Source organism: Effusibacillus sp. SKA8 (genome assembly GCF_058273125.1).
Genome location: NZ_JBZCSF010000008.1, coordinates 33,190 through 49,128 on the forward strand (window position 1 = coordinate 33,190; position 15,939 = coordinate 49,128).

The window sequence follows — 15,939 nt, forward strand, 5'->3', positions numbered from 1 at the left end:
CACTTTGCGAAGTGAGGGGTCTTTTGTTGTTTATATCCGTTGTGCCTTAAGGGCATAGTAGAGTTGATGACAGAACTGATCCGGCCGCTTGTCATCGATTGGCTAGGGAGGGTTGCAGTTCAGGCGGTGGTTGACCCAAAAGCCCGGATGATGCAAATGAGAGGTCTGAAAAATTAGATCCTTGTGACGACCAGCAAGATGATGCCTGCCAGAATAAACGAAAAAAAGAACGGACTGTAGGGAGCCAGTGTATTGAACTGAAAAATCATTTTCGTCAAAAAACTGGCGATGATGCCGATTGAACCGATCCAGACGAGGATCGAGCCGACCGAGCGAACCGTATGTCGTCTCATAGCAGGAGCCAATCCTCCTTGTCTGTGTTTGCTATCTCAAATCATACAGGATTTTACGAGAAAAGAAACAAGAAAAAAGGATCGTTTCTCCGAACTTTTTATGAAGTCGCGCCGCATATGGCAGGCGAGGCGGAGGACACACTAGCACAAGGAGGTTGCGGTCGATGAAGGAAATGGACGAGGCAACGCGGCTGAATGAACATTTGGAACGTCTGGCAACGCATCTGGAACGCGCGCAATTTGCCGAATATGTTCAATTGTTGAATCGTCCGGGACGCCTCATCACGATCAGTTTCCTGAGCGGAATTGCGCGGGGAGTCGGCGCCGGTCTCGGTTTTACCGTGATTGTGGCGGTCCTGCTCCTGATTTTGCAGGAACTGGCGGCTCGTAATCTCCCGGTCATCGGGCGGTTTTTGGCCGATATCGTGCGGATTGTGCAAGCTCAACTGCACACTCCGACCCTACCGTAAGAAAGTCCGCCAAAGTGAAGAGTGGTTTCATTCCATTAAGTGAAGCAGGGCTTAAAAGTTAGTTCCGAATGGTTTGCAGCAAAATTCAGAGGGGGGCTCTCGATGCGTTTGACCGGTGAGCAACTTCGAGAACTTCGGACGCAACTGGAAGAGGAACTGAGCGATCTCCGCAACTCGATAGATGCCAACGACCGGTACGGAATTCCCGATTCGATGCCGGACCAATTGGCGGAATTGTCGATGTATGACAACCATCCGGCCGATATCGGAGACGAATTGTTTGAACGGGGAAAGGATTTGGCGCTGCGGGATGCGGCGTCCATCCGGTTGGCGCGGGTCGATGAAGCTTTGGAGCGAATGGAGAACGGGACTTACGGCATATGCGCCCATTGCGGACGGGACATTCCGTTTGAACGCCTGCAGGCGGAACCGGCGGCCGAATTCTGCATCGATTGTCAGGAAGGGGCGGAGGAGCACGAGATCGAAAGCAACCGGCCGGTGGAAGAGAATTTTGGATTTCCCGGCTACGGGCGGGTATTTAACGACGACAACCGGTTTGCGCAATCCGCTTACGACGGGGAAGACGCGTGGCAGGATGTCGCCCGGTACGGAACTTCTGAAAACGCATCTGATTTTGAGGACGGCACCGACCCCGAACTGCTGTATATCGACAGTGAAGAGCGAAGAGGCTATGTGGAAGATCTGGAAGGCTATTTGACGGCCGATCTCTACGGCAACCCGACCGGGTTTACCCGCAATGAAGCGTACCGTCGGAATGCGCGCGATTTTACAGACAATTTGAATTGGATGGGGTTGGAGCCGGATGACGCGTTAGACGGCATATTAAACGAAAATTCCGGGAACAACTGGGACCGCTTTGATCACGACCGCAGGGAATGAGAATGCATTCCGGTCAACCGAAGCAACAGCAAAAAGAAACTGGACGGCCGTTTTCGCAATGGGCCGTCTTTTGTTAACCGGAAACGTGGATTGACATGATGTGGAAACGGGTGTAGGATATATTTAGATGATTATCTAAATATCTAAAAGAGGAGATTGTATGAACGAAACGTTCAAAGCGTTGTCCGATCCGACCCGGCGGCAAATCATACGGCTGCTGCGCGGGCGGGACATGACGGCGGGGGAGATTGCGGACCATTTTTCGATGACAAAGCCAAGCATCTCGCATCACCTCAATTCTTTAAAGCAAGCAAAATTGGTTCTGGATGAGCGGCGCGGGCAAAACATTGTGTATTCGCTGAACACGACGGTGGTGCAGGAAGTGATCGGATGGTTCCTGGACATTCTGGGAACGGAGAAGAAGGAGGGCGAAAAACATGACGAACCTGAAAAATAAGTGGGGAAAAGCGGATCTGGCGATTGCGATCGTGGCGTTGATGCCGATTGTGGCGGCGGTTTTCTTGTATAACCGGCTGCCCGAAAGCATGGCCGTGCATTTCGGACTTGACGGACAGCCGGATGGCTACCAGAATAAGCTGACGTTTCTGTTGATGTACGGGCTGCTGTTGTTGGGATTGCAGTTTGTTATCAAGGTTGCGCGCTTTATCGATCCGAAACGGGAAAACTACGAAAAATTTGCAGGCGTGTTTGAAACAATCCGCTTTGCGGTTACTATGCTGCTCAGCGCAGGACTTGCTTTCGTATTGGCGTACAATTTGGGCTATCCAATCAAGATGCAGATGTTTGCATTGTTGGGCATCGGGGTGCTGTACCTGATCCTGGGTAATTATTTCGGCCGGATTCGTTTCAATTATTTTATGGGAATTCGAACTCCGTGGACGTTGGCGGATGAAGAAGTGTGGAGACGCACGCACCGGATGGCGGGGCCGGTCTGGATGGCAACAGGCCTGGTTGCGATCGTCTGCGCGTTTTTGCCGGGAGTGGCGGCTGCGTGGCTGTTTGGAATCGCCCTTGCGCTTTCGCTCGTGTCGCCTTTCGTATATTCATTCGCGGTATATCGGAGGATGAGGCGATAAGAATTCAGACTAAACTCTTTTTTCACTGTTAATCGTAAGGGGAAAATACCAAATATGAATGATTTGTGAATTGTTCGGGATAGGTCAAATCAGATAGGTCAAATCAATATTGACTTGAAACACTTCTGAATGTAAAATTATAACAAAAAAGATTGATTGTATAAATGGTTGTATAACCGAAGCGCTGAAGCGTTCCATTTGCATAATCTAATCTGGAAGCGATGAAAAACTGTCTGGAATTGGGCGCTTGGACAGTTGGGAGTGAGTAGCGCAACCGACCAATATCTTTGGATATTGGTCGGTTTTTGTCTTGGAAGAACATCCAGGCAAGGGGGAGGCGTCATATTGAAACTTTTACGGGGAAACAAGGAGTTGAATGAAGTTCAACCGATTGGGAACCCGACATCGAAACTACCGACCAGATGAAAAAATTGCGTTTTTTGCAATTGTTTAGTCGCTATGCACCATCGAGGAAATTGATCTGTCATTTATCGACAGTCGCCTATGAAGAAGAGAACAATTATGGGCACATTGATAGCGTTGCATGAATTTTGACGGACTATTTCAGCAATTCTTCCTTGCCTAGAAGAAACAAAAAAACCTTTACAAAAGTACAGGTAGATCCTATCCAATTTTGTTGTTTCCGGCGGTCTGGAGGTATACAAATGAACATACTGGTTACGGGCGGATATGGCTTTATCGGTTCCGCGGTAGTGGAACGGTTTTACAAAGAAGGCCATCAGGTTTACGTTATCGACAATCTCTCTTCGGGGAGAAGGGGAAATGTAACGGTTCCGCACAAATCATACCGGTATAACGTGAAAGACCCTGCTTGCGAGGAAGTGTTCCGCAGTGTCGGTTTCGACGTCGTCGTTCATCTGGCCGCTCAAACCGACGTTGTCACGTCCATGGAACGTCCTCGCGCAGACACGGAAACGAACATACTTGGTCTGGTCAACATGCTGTACTGCGCAAGGTTGAACGGTGTAAAGAAGTTTGTCTTTGCCTCCTCTGCAGCGGTATACGGGGAGCCGGGGCGAATCCCGGTAACAGAGGAAGATCCGTGCAACCCGTTGTCGCCATACGGTATCAACAAGTGGCTGGGCGAGTTGTACTGCGAAAAATGGCGCGAGATTTATCACCTCGACACCCTTTGCCTGCGGTTTGCAAACGTGTATGGACCGCGGCAACGCCAGACCGGGGAAGGTGGGGTCATCTCCGTTTTTCTGAACCAAGTTCGCGAAGGAAAACCGCTGACAGTCTACGGAGATGGAACGCAGACACGTGATTTTATCTACGTTGATGATGTCGCCGATGCTATCTACCGGGGCGCGACAAGCGACGCCACCGGGATCTATAATGTTTCGACGGGCAGGGAAACCAGCGTAAACGACTTGATTGAGGCGATTCGCACGTTTTCGCCGGTGGAAGGCATCACGTATCTGGAGCGCCGGCCGGGAGAAATTGTCCGCTCATGCTTGGACAACAGCCGGCTGAAACAGGATTTCGACTGGGTGCCCCTTTACTCGCTTCAGGAAGGACTGTTCTACACCTTCCAATGGCTTTCGCAGCAGGAAGTGGCCGCAACCCGGGAAGAGGTTCGTGCCGTTTCGCGGAAGCCCCGATGGATGACCATCGTTCGCCCGTATGTAGAAAATGCGCTCGCCTTTGCCGTTGTGTTTGCCCTGTCCCGGCACGATACCGGTTTTGTTCACCAAACTGCATTTGACCTCCCCCTGTTCTACATTCTGTTGATGGGGGTAATCTACGGCACACGCCAGTCGTTTTTGGCGTCGCTGGCGGTTATCGTCATGTATGTGACGGACAGTCTGGCGGACGGTCGGGACTGGGCGTCGTTGTTGTACGATCCGGAGTTTTTGTTCATATCGCCCTTATATCTGTTTTTCGGTTTTTCCGTAGGTTCTGTCATGGACAAGAAGAAACGGGAATTGACCCAGGCGCAAAACGATTTAATGCTGGAAAAACAGCGTTACAAGCTGCTGATGGACGTGTACAGAGACACCCGAAGCGCCAAGGAAGCGCTGCAGCGGCAGGTGCTGGCAAACAGGGACAGCCTGGGGCGCATTCAGTCGATCGTGGCCGAACTGGAGAGCCTGGAGCCGGAACAGGTACTCGGCGCCGCTATCAAAGTGCTGGAGGACTTGATGGAGACGAAGAAGATCGCCATTTACGCCATCTCACGCACAGGTTATTTGCGCTTGCTGCTCCGTTCGAACGATTCTGACTCGCACTTCCCGCGTTCGCTACGGTTGAGCGACGTTCCGGAGTTGGCGGATGTGGTTCGCACCCACCGGCTTTTTGTGAACAAAGCGCTCGTACCTGGTCTGCCGATGCTGGCAGCTCCCGTAGTACACGAGGGAGAAACGGTCGCCCTCGTCTGTCTGCAGGATCAGGCCTTTGAACGCTTCACTCTTTATCAAGAAAATCTGTTCAAAATCGCGGTCGACTTGATTTCGCGTTCGCTGTCCCGCACGTTCACCTATACCGCCGTCACGCGGGCCGAGCGGTACGTTGGAGATACTCCGATTCTGAAAGAAGGAGCGTTTCTGGAAGTGTTGCGCAGCAAACAGTCGATCAAAGAGCATGATTACGCCGACTACAGCTTATTGTCCGTTGAAGCGGCGGGCCAAGATCCCAAAGATGTCGCCGAACGGATTTCCCAACTGCTGCGCGACACAGATTACATCGGGCTATGGCAGGGACGGCTGGTTCTGCTCTTGACCAACACCGGGCTGAGGGAAGCACAAACAGTGGTGATGAGGCTACGACAACACGGAATTGTCACAAAACTGATGCGTGAGGAATGTAAGTATGCTTGAGTGGTGCTTATTGGTCTACTATTTCTTGACGTTCGCTTACGCGGTCTTCACTTTCCGGAATCGCAACCGAGGAAATTGCCGCGCCACTATGGCAATACTGATCCCGTTTGCCGGCCTTCCGCTTGCATTCATCGCGGATCAGGCGGCTTCCCGCCCGATTCTAAGCGACTCCCAGCGGTTCGAGGAAGTGATCGGTCTGCCGGAGGTGACGGACGATCCGCCGCGGAAGGTGGATGTGGAAAAAGAAGCGGTGATCGTGCCCATCGAAGAGGCACTGATTCTCGCTGATCACAGCACCCGCCGACGCATCGTGCTTGACGCGCTCAAACAAGAATCGCTTGACCTCGTTCCCTATCTCATGAAAGCGGCTCATAATGAGGACAGTGAAACCGTCCATTATGCCGTCACCGCGATACTGGAACTGAAACGTGCCATGATGGCCGAACTGCAGCGATGCCAGGTGGCTGTGGATCATCATCCCGACCAACCTGAGGTGTTGTCCCAATTTGCTGCCGTCTTGAAACGATACCTTGGCAGCGGCTTGATGGATGCCGAAACGGAACGGACGTATCGGCTTTTGCAGGCTGACGTGCTAGACAGACTAAGCCGATATTCCGAAAGCGGAGAAGACATATTGGCTGACAAGGTGGAATGCGAACTGGCTCTTGGTCGATATGATAAAGCTGAGGCGGCATGCGAGCGGTTGCTCGCGACCTATCCCCGATCGGAAACGGGCTATTATCTGGCACTGAAGCTGTATTACACGATGCGGGCGGGCCATCAATTTTTCAAAGTTCTCGAACGGCTGAAGCTGGCTCCGGTGAAAGTCTCTTACCGTACCTTGCAGGTAATCCGATACATGAGTAAAGGAGTTTAAAATGATGCTGCGATCGAAAGAGTTGCGACATCTGGCCGTTACGCTTCTGATTGTGCTGCTGCTCACCTTGCTGATGCAGTTCTTCCGCTCGGATGTCGTGATGCGTTGGGGCTACTTTGGAGAGGAGAACAGGCCCTCCGCAACGCCGAGTCGAGATGCATTGTCCCCGCTGGAGATGAAACGAATCAACCCGGAGTGGTTCCTCGTTCTGTTTGACGCGAATGATCGGTTTAGCATCAAGGTGAAACAGAACGTGGAACAAGTTCTGAAGGGAATGAAAAAAGAGTTCCAGAGCATTGCGGTTGGCCAACATACCCCAGAGGGAGCCAAACCGGACGCGGTGATCGTTGCCTTGTCCGACTTAACCCCGCTGGTTGAGACGGAATGGCTTAACAGCTACGTCAACCGGGGAGGACGCGTGTTTATTGCCGCCGGCCTCAACAGCAATAAAGCGTTCTACCAAATCTACCGCAGGCTCGGCATCCTCGAAGCTGGCGATCGGGTGGGCGCGACCGAGATCCAGTTCCGTACCAATGTGCTGTTGGGGTGTACAAACGACTCTTTCAGTGATCCCAGCCTGTACAATACCGTCTTGCCGGTCAAACTTGCCGAAACCTGCCGTGTCCACGCCACAGCCGGGGAAGGCCTGCCCTTGTTGTGGGAGGCGCCTTATGGAAAGGGAACGTTTTTCGTCTTCAACGGTACTGTTCTTCAGGAGAAGATAAGCCGGGGGATCATTGCCGGATCGTTGGGACTCTTGATCCCGGATTATATCTATCCGGTACTGGGCGTAAAGTTGATGTACATCGATGACTTTCCGGCCCCGTTTCCAGGAGGGACAAACCCCCGCATTTATCAGGATTATCAACTGACCCTTCCGCAATTTTTCAAAAAAGTTTGGTGGCCGGACATGGTCCGTCTGGCGCATACCTACGATTTCAAGTATACAGGAGCGCTTATCGTCACCTACAGCGATCGGGTTGTCCCTCCGTTCGACTGGAAAGAAGAAGCGGATGCCACCAATCTGGTGATTTACGGGCGGGAGTTGATAAGAAACGGCGGGGAAATAGCCGTTCACGGGTACAACCACCAATCCCTCACCTCCGTTCCGCACGTGTCCCGTACCTTTGGCTACAATCCGTGGGCAGGCACCGACAACATGACGGAATCGCTGCGTGCTGCGCAGTCGTTCATCCGTTCGGTGTATCCGGACTATCCGCTACAAACGTACGTTCCACCTTCCAACGTTCTAAGTGAAGAGGGGCGCCGATCTCTGAAGCAAGCCATGCCAGACCTCCGCAACGTTTCGTCTCTGTACATGGAAGATGGCAGAAACTTGGCGTATGTACAGGAATACGGGGTCGGATCGGACGGAGTGGTGGAACTCCCCCGCTTGACGTACGGATACTGGATTGGACCGTTCGAAAAGTGGATAGCGGTTAATGCTGTCACGACGGTGGGCGTGTTTTCCCATTTTGTCCATCCCGACGACGTGATCGACCCGAAGAGAAGCCACAACATGAGTTGGCGGGAACTGTACGAGGATTTTGAGGAGTATCTCCGGCTTGTCGAGGACCGGTACGGTTGGTTGCGTGCCATGACAGCCGCAGAGGCGAGCGCTGAGGTGGAACGTTGGGCGGTGGGCCAGCCGTTCTTTGAACGACGCCCGGACGGATTGAATGGATACGTGAACAGGTTCTCCGGTCCTTTGTACTTCTTGCTCCGGACGGACAAGAAAATCGTGCGCACGGACAATTGCGACGTTCGGCTAATCGATCAAAACGCCTATCTGGTGAGAGCGGATCGTGAAATCTTTTCAATTGATTGGGTGAAGAGATAATGAAGATATGCATGGTTGCCGAAGGATCGTATCCGTACATCACCGGCGGTGTCTCCAGTTGGATTCACTCCCTGATCGGATCGATGCCACAGCATGAATTTACCATTTTCGCCATTGGGGCAGAGAAACGGCTTCAAGGACAATTCAAGTACAAACTGCCCCCCAATGTCACGGAAGTGCGGGAAGTGTTTCTCAACGGGTTTGTTCAAGAGAAAGGGAGGTGGGGGCGCTCCTATTCGCTCAGCAAGGAAGAACGGCGCGCGTTGCAAGCGCTGATCGCTTACGAAAGCGAAACCGACTGGGACACGCTGTTCCGGTTGGTCCGCCACTCCCGATGGCAGTCAACCACGGAGTTTTTGATGAGCCGCGACTATTTTGACCTGTTGAGCGGACTGAGCCGGGAGAGGTACGAGGGGCTGCCGTTCCGTGAACTGTTCTGGACCGTCCGCTCGATGCTCCTTCCCCTGCTACAACTCCTCCGCCAGCCCTTGCCGGAAGCGGACGTTTACCATGCGGTCTCCACCGGATACGCCGGGATGGTCGCCAGTCTCGCGAAGCACTTGTATGGGCGACCGATGCTCTTGACGGAACACGGGATTTACTTCCGAGAGCGGGAAGAAGAGATCATCAAAGCGGATTGGGTTAAAGGGTATTTTAAGGACTTGTGGATTCGCTACTTTTACGGGTTGTCCCGATGCGCGTACCATTACGCCGACCAGGTGATCACCCTGTTTAACCGGAACCGGGAAATCGAAATCGAACTGGGATGCCCCAAATCAAAAATCATAATCATCCCCAACGGTGTCAAAGCGGACGAGTATACCGACTTACCCGGCAAAGAACCGGGTGACAAGCGAGTGAACATCGGTGCGATTGTCCGGGTTGTGCCGATCAAGGACATTAAGACGATGATCCAAAGTTTCGCTTTGGTCAAGCGGGAAATCCCAGAAGCGACCTTTACCATCATGGGACCGTACGATGAAGATCCCGAATACTACCGTGAATGCAAAGATCTTGTGGACTTGCTCCAACTGGAAGACCTCACGTTCACGGGCAGCGTTAACGTGAAACAGTGGATCGGGCGTATGGATGTGATCGTCTTGACCAGCATCAGCGAGGGACAGCCGCTGGCCGTGCTGGAAGCGATGGCCGCCGGCAAACCGGTCGTGGCAACCGATGTCGGTAGCTGCCGCGAACTGCTATACGGCAACGAAGCGGAAGAGACCAGCGGCCGGGCGGGGGTGATCGTTCCGGTTTTGAACCACAAAGAGATAGCTCGAGCGATCGTTTCGCTGTGTCAGGATGAACGGATGCGCGAGGAGATGGGAATAAACGGGAGAATGCGGGTCCTCAGCGCTTATGCGCACGAACTGTTTGTCTCCCGTTACGAATCGCTCTATCTAACATGGGGCAAGAAAGGGGGAACGGATGATGGCCGGCATCGGATTCCAATTAAAGCGCCTGTTTGAGCGGGAAGGTTTGATCAGCCGCCTTCAGGCCATTTCGTTTGCTTCGTTTGTTACGGTCGGCCCCATGCTCAGCTGCATGTTGGGGGTCGCGCTCACCCACTGGCTGCTTCTCACCCATCATGTTCCGTTTCCAACGCGCCAACTGTTCCAGGCGGGAGTCACATACTCGTTTGTGTTTTCGTTCATCGTCACAAGCCCCTTTTCCATGCTGCTAACCAGGGTTGCCTCGGACCAACTGCAGGAGAAGCAGTACGATGCGCTGCTACCGACATTCTACGGATGCCTTCGGTGGACCTTGATTTGCGCCTGCGTGCCCGCTTTCGTGTTTGCCCTATTTGCGCCGCTGGGGCGGGCCGAGAAGGTCGCTGTACTTGTGCTCTACATGGAATTGAACGTCATCTGGGTTGCAGTGGTGTACGTATCCGCCATGAAGGCCTACCGTCGCGTGTCCGCCGCTTTTGCGGGGGGAATGGCGCTTGCGATTGCGGCTGTCTTGCTCAACCTCCATGTTACCGGCGTCAACGTCACCGCCGCGGGACTGTTGTTCGGAATAACTCTCGGTTTTTTTGTCACCGCCGCTCTTCTGCTGTGGACGATCGAGCGGTTTTTCCGCCTCCCCTTTCCCGCTTCCGTCGGCGATTTTCGCAAGGATCTGCGCCGTTACCCCTCGCTGTTTGCCATCGGTTTTCTTATCGCGGCATCGATGTGTGAACACCAATTTGCCCAGTGGATTTTTCACGGTGAATGGCTGTATGGCACGTTCCGGCTGACGGTAGAGTACGATGTCGCTGTCTTCTACGCGGTCTTGTCCGTTCTCCCGACGTTGGTATGGTTTGTGGTTGGCGTGGAAACGGCGTTTTATTCGAGATTCCGCCGGTATTACGACTTGGTCTTGGGACAGGGGACGATTCTCGAACTCGATCGCGTTCGCGGTGAACTGGAAAAGGTAATGATCGGGGAGCTGGCCAAACTGATGAGGGTTCAGTTGGCCTTCTCACTGGCCGCCGTCGCCTGCGGCATCCGTTTTTTGCCATACATCGGATTTACGATGAAGATGATTGACACCTACAACATTCTGGTTATCTCGTTCTACGTAAACGTCATGGCGAACATCGCTCTCATGCTTTTGCTGTATTTCGACGACCGCAAAGGAGTCTTGGTCATCTCGGCGGTCTTCCTGGCGGCCAATATTGTGTCGTCCTGGCTTTTGCGGGACGAGCAATATCAGGGATTGTCACTGTTCGCCGCGTCGTTTCCCATACTGGCGATCGCGTTGGGACGGCTGATTCACCTTGTGCGGCGCTTGCACTACGCCACATTTAGCGCCCAGCCGCTGTTTGCGCAGGACTCATCATCGTGAGACACCCAAGTCGTGTGCCATTTGGGGGAAGAGAATTTGAGAGGGACACTTTTCTATAAAAAACTGGATTGCATCTTCCTGGTCGCGACAGTCGGAATGCCCATCGGCGGAAGAGAGCAAGTGGCCGCAAACGGCAAACGGGCCGTCTTCCTTGCCGCAAAACCCGCCCAGTTACGTCCCGAAGCTGGCGGAAAACCGGCGCGTCTATGACAGGGATGAGCGGATCATCAACTTGAACAAGCATCCGTTTGACTTCTCCCGTTAGCGGGACAAACTCTATTTTGATTACTTCCGGCAAATTCCTGAGATCACCAGTCTGCGTTAAGCAGTTTGTCCACCTGCACCTCAAAGATTTGACGTCCGGCTGTCCTCGTGCAGAGTTTGAAGATTACGTGGCTGCAGGTTTCATTGAACCAAGTTTTTGATTTTTTGCAGGCGGATGTCTTCTAAGGAGCCTGCTTATTCCGGTTCCTCGGTTTTTTTTGACCCTGAAGCTTGCCCGATCAAGAGAGGAAAGCTCTCCAAAACGACGGAGTCTGGGTACAAACTGGTATCGATGAAACGGAAAGCGGGCTGGTTACCGGGTATGAACTGTAACGTGACAACCTGTTCACGGTGACCGGTTGACCAAATCCAACACAAACGATTTCAACATGTCCAATTTTGCTGCCGCCGCTTCGCGGCTTTTGTCGACGGCGCTAAAATAAAACTTGATCTTCGGCTCCGTCCCTGACGGGCGAATGGCAACCCAGCTGTCGTCTTCAAGGATATATTTTAAGACGTTCGCCTTCGGCAGGCCGCCGATCCCCAGAAGGTAGTCGTTCGACTCTCTGATGTGAAGGTTTCCGACACGGGACAGCGGATTGTTTCGCAAATCGTCCATCATCCGGTTGATCTTCTCAAGTCCTTGCTTGCCTTTAAAGGTGAAAGACGACAGATCTTCCAGGTAATAACCATACGTGCGGTAGATTTGCTGGAGTACGTCGTCCAGGGTCAGGCCTTTCGATTTGTAAAAAGCGGCCATTTCGCAGCACATCATGGCGGTTTGCACGGCGTCTTTGTCGCGCACGAAGTCGCCGATCAAATAGCCGTAACTTTCTTCATAGCCAAACAAAAACGTGTATTGGCCGGATCTCGCGTATTCTTCAATCTTCTCGCCGATGAATTTGAACCCGGTCAACGTGTCGACAGTCGCCACATTGTAAGCGTCCGCTATCGCCCGGCCGAGTTCCGAGGTGACGATCGTTTTCAGCACCACGCCGTTGCCCGGAAGTTTGCCGGTCGCTTTGCGCTGCTCCAGGATGTATTGCAGGAGCAAGGCACCGGTTTGATTGCCGTTGAGCACGACATACTCCCCGCTGCCGTCTTTGGTTACGATGCCTACCCGGTCCGCGTCCGGATCGGTGCCGAGGACAATGTCGGCATTGACGCGCTCAGCCAATTTTAATGCGAGTTCGAATGCTGCCCGCTCCTCGGGATTGGGCGAAGCGACGGTGGGAAAGTCGGGGTCGGGCAATTCCTGTTCGCGGACGACGTGAACCTTCGGGAAGCCCAGTTTTTCCAGTACCTGTCGCACCGGTTTGTTGCCGGTTCCGTGAAGTGGAGTAAATACGACATGAAAATCGGCGGCCGCCTGTTTGACAACGTCCGGCCGCAAGGACAGAGACAGCACATGGTTGACGTATTCCCGGTCGATCTCTTCGCCGAGTATCCGGATAAGCCCCTTCGCAATGCCCTCCTCTTTGCTCAAGGAACGAACGAGCAACTCGTTTTCGACACTGTCGATTTCCGCCAAAATTCGATCGGCGACAAGCGGCGGAATCTGCCCACCGTCCGTGCCGTACACTTTGTATCCGTTGTATTCGGGCGGATTGTGGCTTGCGGTTACGACAATCCCCGCCGCAGCTTGCAGATGCCGGACGGCAAAGGAAAGCATCGGCGTCGGACGCAGTTCCTGGAAGAGATAGGCCGGTATGCCGTTGTTGGCCAATACACCTGCGGCTTCCGCAGCAAACTCGGGTGACATGCGGCGGGAATCGTAGGCGATCACCACCCCTTTTCGCCTGGCGTCCGGCACATTTTTTGACAGATAGCGAGCCAGTCCTTCCGTCGCCCGCCGGACGGTATAGATATTCATGCGGTTGGTGCCGGCCCCGATCACCCCGCGCAGGCCGCCGGTGCCAAATTCGAGATACCGGTAAAACCGGTCTTCGATTTCCGCTTCGTCGGATACGTTTTGCAATTCTTGTTTCAAGGCCGGATCCAAATCCGCGTGTTCCGACCAGCGTCGATGGAGAAGTCGGTAGTCGTTCATGCCAGACACTCCTGTTCAATACCCTAAAAATTTATGAGGAAAAAGACTCCTTTATTATACTACTTATATCGGATCATGCGGGAGGAATCCACTCCTATATCCGGGATTGCTCCAATCCCGCGTGTCCTGATGCCATGGCCGCATACGTTGGAGCATGGACGCAGCCCGTTACCGGCGTTTTTTATATGCAAGAATTTCCTTTTCTCATGGGAATAAATCAATTAGATTATTCAGGATAGATTATTCAAGGGAAGTGATTGATCGGCGGAATGCTCGTCCGTCCGTTGCGTTTGCCGGATTGCGGATTCTGTAAAAAACTGTAGGAGGAGAGGAACCATTGGCTCTGGTCAATGCAATGGAATCGATCGTCAAAGGCTGCTTTGAGGAATTTCAAAAAAGTTACCCGCTGAAATGCGACTGCGCCCAATGCAAAGAGGACATTCTCGCCCTGACTTTGAATCATCTGCCCAGCAAATACGTTTCCAGCCATATCGGCGAAGTTCATATCAAGACAATGTATCTTGACCAGCAGCTTCATATGGACGTCATGCGGGAACTGACGCAAGCGGCCGCGATTGTCGAAGGAAATCCGAGACACGGGTCGTCCAATTAGACGATTTGCTTGCCGTTTTGTCATGAGCGTTTTGCCAACAGAGTGTTTTGCCAAGTTGTCACCCTTTGCCAAGTGTGCTACAATTGGCACGCTTGCGTTTGGAGCATAGGTTTGGTTAGAGGGTGACAATCGTGTTGTACGTATGGGCCGCCCTTGTGGTAGCCGTCGACCAGGCGACAAAATATCTGGTCAAAACGAATATGCAAGTCGGAGAATCCATCCCGGTGTTTGGGGATTTTCTGCGGATTACCTCGCACCGGAACCCCGGGGCGGCATGGGGAATCCTTGCGGGGCAGCGCTGGTTATTCGTTCTTATCACGATCGCCGTCATTGCCGGCGTGGCTTTACTGGCACGCCGCGTCAAAAGCGGTCTTGTGAAGGCCGCGCTTCCCTTGTTGCTGGGCGGTGCGGTCGGCAATCTGATTGACCGTGTGCTGTACGGGGAAGTGGTGGATTTCCTGGATGTGCGGGTGATCCATTACCCGATTTTCAATGTCGCCGATTCGGCGATTGTGATCGCTGTTGGCCTGATTTTGTTGGACACCTGGAAAGAGTACAGGCGCGAGCGGGTGAGCAGGGGATGAGCGATCATATGCGGATACAGCAGGAATTGGAGGATCAGGATCTTCCCGAAACCGAAAGTTTCCTGATCGGAGAGGACGAGGCGGGGGAGCGGATCGACCGGTTTTTGGCGGAACGGGTAGCCGAATTGTCGCGGTCGCAATTGCAGATTTTGATTGAAAACGGGTCTGTTTTGGTACATAACAAACAGGTAAAGCCCAATTACAAACTGCGGGCCGGCGACGAAGTGTTCCTGACCTTGCCGGAGCCGGAACCGACGGAAGTGGAGCCGGAAAACATCCCGCTGGAGATCGTGCATGAAGACCGTGATGTGATTGTGGTGAACAAACCGCGGGGGATGGTGGTCCATCCGGGAGCCGGCCATATGAAGGGGACACTGGTCAACGCCCTGTTGTACCACTGCAAGGATTTGTCGGGAATTAACGGGGTGCTCCGTCCGGGCATCGTGCACCGGATTGACAAAGACACTTCCGGTTTGATCATGGCCGCGAAGAACGACAATGCGCATTTGAGTCTGGCTGGGCAGTTGAAGGCGCACACGGTTACCCGCAAGTACATTGCGATCGTGCACGGCGTCGTCAACCACGACCTGGGGACGATCGATGCGCCGATCGGCCGGCATCCGGTGCATCGTTTGAAGATGGCGGTTGTAAAAACCGGCGGTCGGCATGCGGTGACCCATTTTGCCGTCTTGGAAAGGTTTAAGGCCTACACGCTGCTTGAGTGCAAACTGGAAACGGGGCGAACCCACCAGATCCGCGTCCATATGGAATTCATCGGGCATCCGCTGGCAGGCGATCCGATCTACGGGCCGAAACGGACCCTAAACATCGACGGGCAGGCGTTGCATGCCCAAGTATTGGGGTTCAATCATCCCCGCACAGGTGAATACATGGAGTTCAGCAGCGGGATTCCGCCTGATATGACCAGGCTGATCGCTGCATTGCGGCAGGATTTGATCTAGAAAAGCAGGGTGAAGGTGACGGGTGACGTATTCGCGTTTCAGAGAGCATTTGCATGTATGGGGAGAGACGGAAGGTTCTCTTTTTATCTTGACTGACATGCGAGAAGACCCGCTTGACCGGTATGCAAAGTTTCTGATATTCTTTTGAAGACAATCATATGAGTTCCTTTAAACTGATCCCGTGAGGTCGGTAAGGAAAGCGGAGCAGGTGCGGCACTCGGCACGCCGGAATCGAATGGGTCTGCGCATCTGAATATCGC

At 53.2% G+C, this 15,939-nt stretch carries 15 protein-coding genes and 1 riboswitch; of the genes, 13 read left to right on the plus strand and 2 right to left on the minus strand.

All coding sequences use genetic code 11. From position 1 onward, the window contains the following. Window positions 1-173: 173 nt before the first annotated feature. Window positions 174-353 (minus strand): hypothetical protein, encoded by a 180-nt coding sequence (locus AC4ED1_RS08235; protein ID WP_490937494.1) that lies wholly within the window; start codon window positions 351-353, stop codon window positions 174-176. A gap of 164 nt (window positions 354-517) precedes the next feature. Between AC4ED1_RS08235 and AC4ED1_RS08240 the strand changes: the two genes are divergently transcribed. From AC4ED1_RS08240 to AC4ED1_RS08285, 10 genes are all read left to right on the plus strand, one after another. Further along, window positions 518-823 carry a DUF5665 domain-containing protein gene (locus tag AC4ED1_RS08240; protein WP_490937495.1) on the plus strand — a complete coding sequence of 102 codons (306 nt, stop codon included), beginning with the start codon at window positions 518-520 and terminating at the stop codon, window positions 821-823. A 102-nt stretch (window positions 824-925) separates the two neighbouring features. Continuing rightward, complete coding sequence (locus tag AC4ED1_RS08245; protein ID WP_490937497.1) at window positions 926-1,723, plus strand: TraR/DksA C4-type zinc finger protein; 798 nt, start codon at window positions 926-928, stop codon at window positions 1,721-1,723. A 160-nt stretch (window positions 1,724-1,883) separates the two neighbouring features. Next, complete coding sequence (locus AC4ED1_RS08250; RefSeq protein ID WP_490937499.1) at window positions 1,884-2,180, plus strand: autorepressor SdpR family transcription factor; 297 nt, start codon at window positions 1,884-1,886, stop codon at window positions 2,178-2,180. Then, window positions 2,161-2,820 carry an SdpI family protein gene (locus tag AC4ED1_RS08255; RefSeq protein ID WP_490937501.1) on the plus strand — a complete coding sequence of 220 codons (660 nt, stop codon included), beginning with the start codon at window positions 2,161-2,163 and terminating at the stop codon, window positions 2,818-2,820. Before AC4ED1_RS08250 ends, AC4ED1_RS08255 begins: the two co-directional genes overlap by 20 nt. A gap of 205 nt (window positions 2,821-3,025) precedes the next feature. After that, a riboswitch (cyclic di-GMP riboswitch) is annotated at window positions 3,026-3,109 on the plus strand. 376 nt (window positions 3,110-3,485) lie between these two features. Further along, a complete protein-coding gene (locus AC4ED1_RS08260; RefSeq protein ID WP_490937503.1) occupies window positions 3,486-5,660 on the plus strand; it encodes an NAD-dependent epimerase/dehydratase family protein in 2,175 nt (724 codons plus the stop codon). 88 nt (window positions 5,661-5,748) lie between these two features. Further along, window positions 5,749-6,537 (plus strand): hypothetical protein, encoded by a 789-nt coding sequence (locus tag AC4ED1_RS08265; protein WP_490937505.1) that lies wholly within the window; start codon window positions 5,749-5,751, stop codon window positions 6,535-6,537. Between the two features lie 4 nt (window positions 6,538-6,541). After that, window positions 6,542-8,377 (plus strand): DUF2194 domain-containing protein, encoded by a 1,836-nt coding sequence (locus tag AC4ED1_RS08270; protein WP_490937507.1) that lies wholly within the window; start codon window positions 6,542-6,544, stop codon window positions 8,375-8,377. Continuing rightward, window positions 8,377-9,846, plus strand: a complete 1,470-nt coding sequence (pelF, locus tag AC4ED1_RS08275; RefSeq protein WP_490937509.1) for a GT4 family glycosyltransferase PelF — start codon at window positions 8,377-8,379, stop codon at window positions 9,844-9,846. The genes AC4ED1_RS08270 and pelF overlap by 1 nt, the downstream gene beginning before the upstream one ends. Then, window positions 9,809-11,206, plus strand: a complete 1,398-nt coding sequence (gene pelG / locus AC4ED1_RS08280) for an exopolysaccharide Pel transporter PelG (RefSeq protein ID WP_490937511.1) — start codon at window positions 9,809-9,811, stop codon at window positions 11,204-11,206. The genes pelF and pelG overlap by 38 nt, the downstream gene beginning before the upstream one ends. 36 nt (window positions 11,207-11,242) lie before the next feature. Beyond that, window positions 11,243-11,416, plus strand: a complete 174-nt coding sequence (locus AC4ED1_RS08285; RefSeq protein ID WP_490937513.1) for a hypothetical protein — start codon at window positions 11,243-11,245, stop codon at window positions 11,414-11,416. A gap of 400 nt (window positions 11,417-11,816) precedes the next feature. On the opposite strand, the gene AC4ED1_RS08290 is transcribed toward AC4ED1_RS08285, so the two are convergent. Continuing rightward, a complete protein-coding gene (locus AC4ED1_RS08290; protein ID WP_490937515.1) occupies window positions 11,817-13,520 on the minus strand; it encodes a phospho-sugar mutase in 1,704 nt (567 codons plus the stop codon). A 337-nt stretch (window positions 13,521-13,857) separates the two neighbouring features. Here AC4ED1_RS08290 and AC4ED1_RS08295 point away from each other — a divergent pair, with 337 nt between their 5' ends. From AC4ED1_RS08295 to AC4ED1_RS08305, 3 genes are all read left to right on the plus strand, one after another. Continuing rightward, the gene (locus AC4ED1_RS08295; RefSeq protein ID WP_490937517.1) at window positions 13,858-14,133 is read left to right on the plus strand and encodes a late competence development ComFB family protein; all 276 of its coding nucleotides are present in this window, start codon (window positions 13,858-13,860) and stop codon (window positions 14,131-14,133) included. A 131-nt stretch (window positions 14,134-14,264) separates the two neighbouring features. Further along, window positions 14,265-14,717, plus strand: a complete 453-nt coding sequence (gene lspA, locus AC4ED1_RS08300; RefSeq protein ID WP_490937519.1) for a signal peptidase II — start codon at window positions 14,265-14,267, stop codon at window positions 14,715-14,717. Window positions 14,718-14,725: 8 nt separating this feature from the next. Then, complete coding sequence (locus AC4ED1_RS08305; RefSeq protein ID WP_490937705.1) at window positions 14,726-15,679, plus strand: RluA family pseudouridine synthase; 954 nt, start codon at window positions 14,726-14,728, stop codon at window positions 15,677-15,679. The last annotated feature ends 260 nt before the right edge of the window (window positions 15,680-15,939 follow it).

Excerpts from the sequence above, each read along its gene's own strand:
- AC4ED1_RS08265 (WP_490937505.1), top strand. The coding sequence starts at position 5,749 with ATGGCAATACTGATCCCGTTTGCCGGCCTTCCGCTTGCATTCATCGCG.
- AC4ED1_RS08305 (WP_490937705.1), top strand. The coding sequence starts at position 14,726 with ATGCGGATACAGCAGGAATTGGAGGATCAGGATCTTCCCGAAACCGAA.
- pelF (WP_490937509.1), top strand. The coding sequence starts at position 8,377 with ATGAAGATATGCATGGTTGCCGAAGGATCGTATCCGTACATCACCGGC.
- AC4ED1_RS08260 (WP_490937503.1), top strand. The coding sequence starts at position 3,486 with ATGAACATACTGGTTACGGGCGGATATGGCTTTATCGGTTCCGCGGTA.
- AC4ED1_RS08255 (WP_490937501.1), top strand. The coding sequence starts at position 2,161 with ATGACGAACCTGAAAAATAAGTGGGGAAAAGCGGATCTGGCGATTGCG.
- AC4ED1_RS08270 (WP_490937507.1), top strand. The coding sequence starts at position 6,542 with ATGCTGCGATCGAAAGAGTTGCGACATCTGGCCGTTACGCTTCTGATT.
- pelG (WP_490937511.1), top strand. The coding sequence starts at position 9,809 with ATGGCCGGCATCGGATTCCAATTAAAGCGCCTGTTTGAGCGGGAAGGT.
- AC4ED1_RS08235 (WP_490937494.1), bottom strand. The coding sequence starts at position 353 with ATGAGACGACATACGGTTCGCTCGGTCGGCTCGATCCTCGTCTGGATC.
- AC4ED1_RS08245 (WP_490937497.1), top strand. The coding sequence starts at position 926 with ATGCGTTTGACCGGTGAGCAACTTCGAGAACTTCGGACGCAACTGGAA.
- AC4ED1_RS08250 (WP_490937499.1), top strand. The coding sequence starts at position 1,884 with ATGAACGAAACGTTCAAAGCGTTGTCCGATCCGACCCGGCGGCAAATC.
- AC4ED1_RS08290 (WP_490937515.1), bottom strand. The coding sequence starts at position 13,520 with ATGAACGACTACCGACTTCTCCATCGACGCTGGTCGGAACACGCGGAT.
- AC4ED1_RS08240 (WP_490937495.1), top strand. The coding sequence starts at position 518 with ATGAAGGAAATGGACGAGGCAACGCGGCTGAATGAACATTTGGAACGT.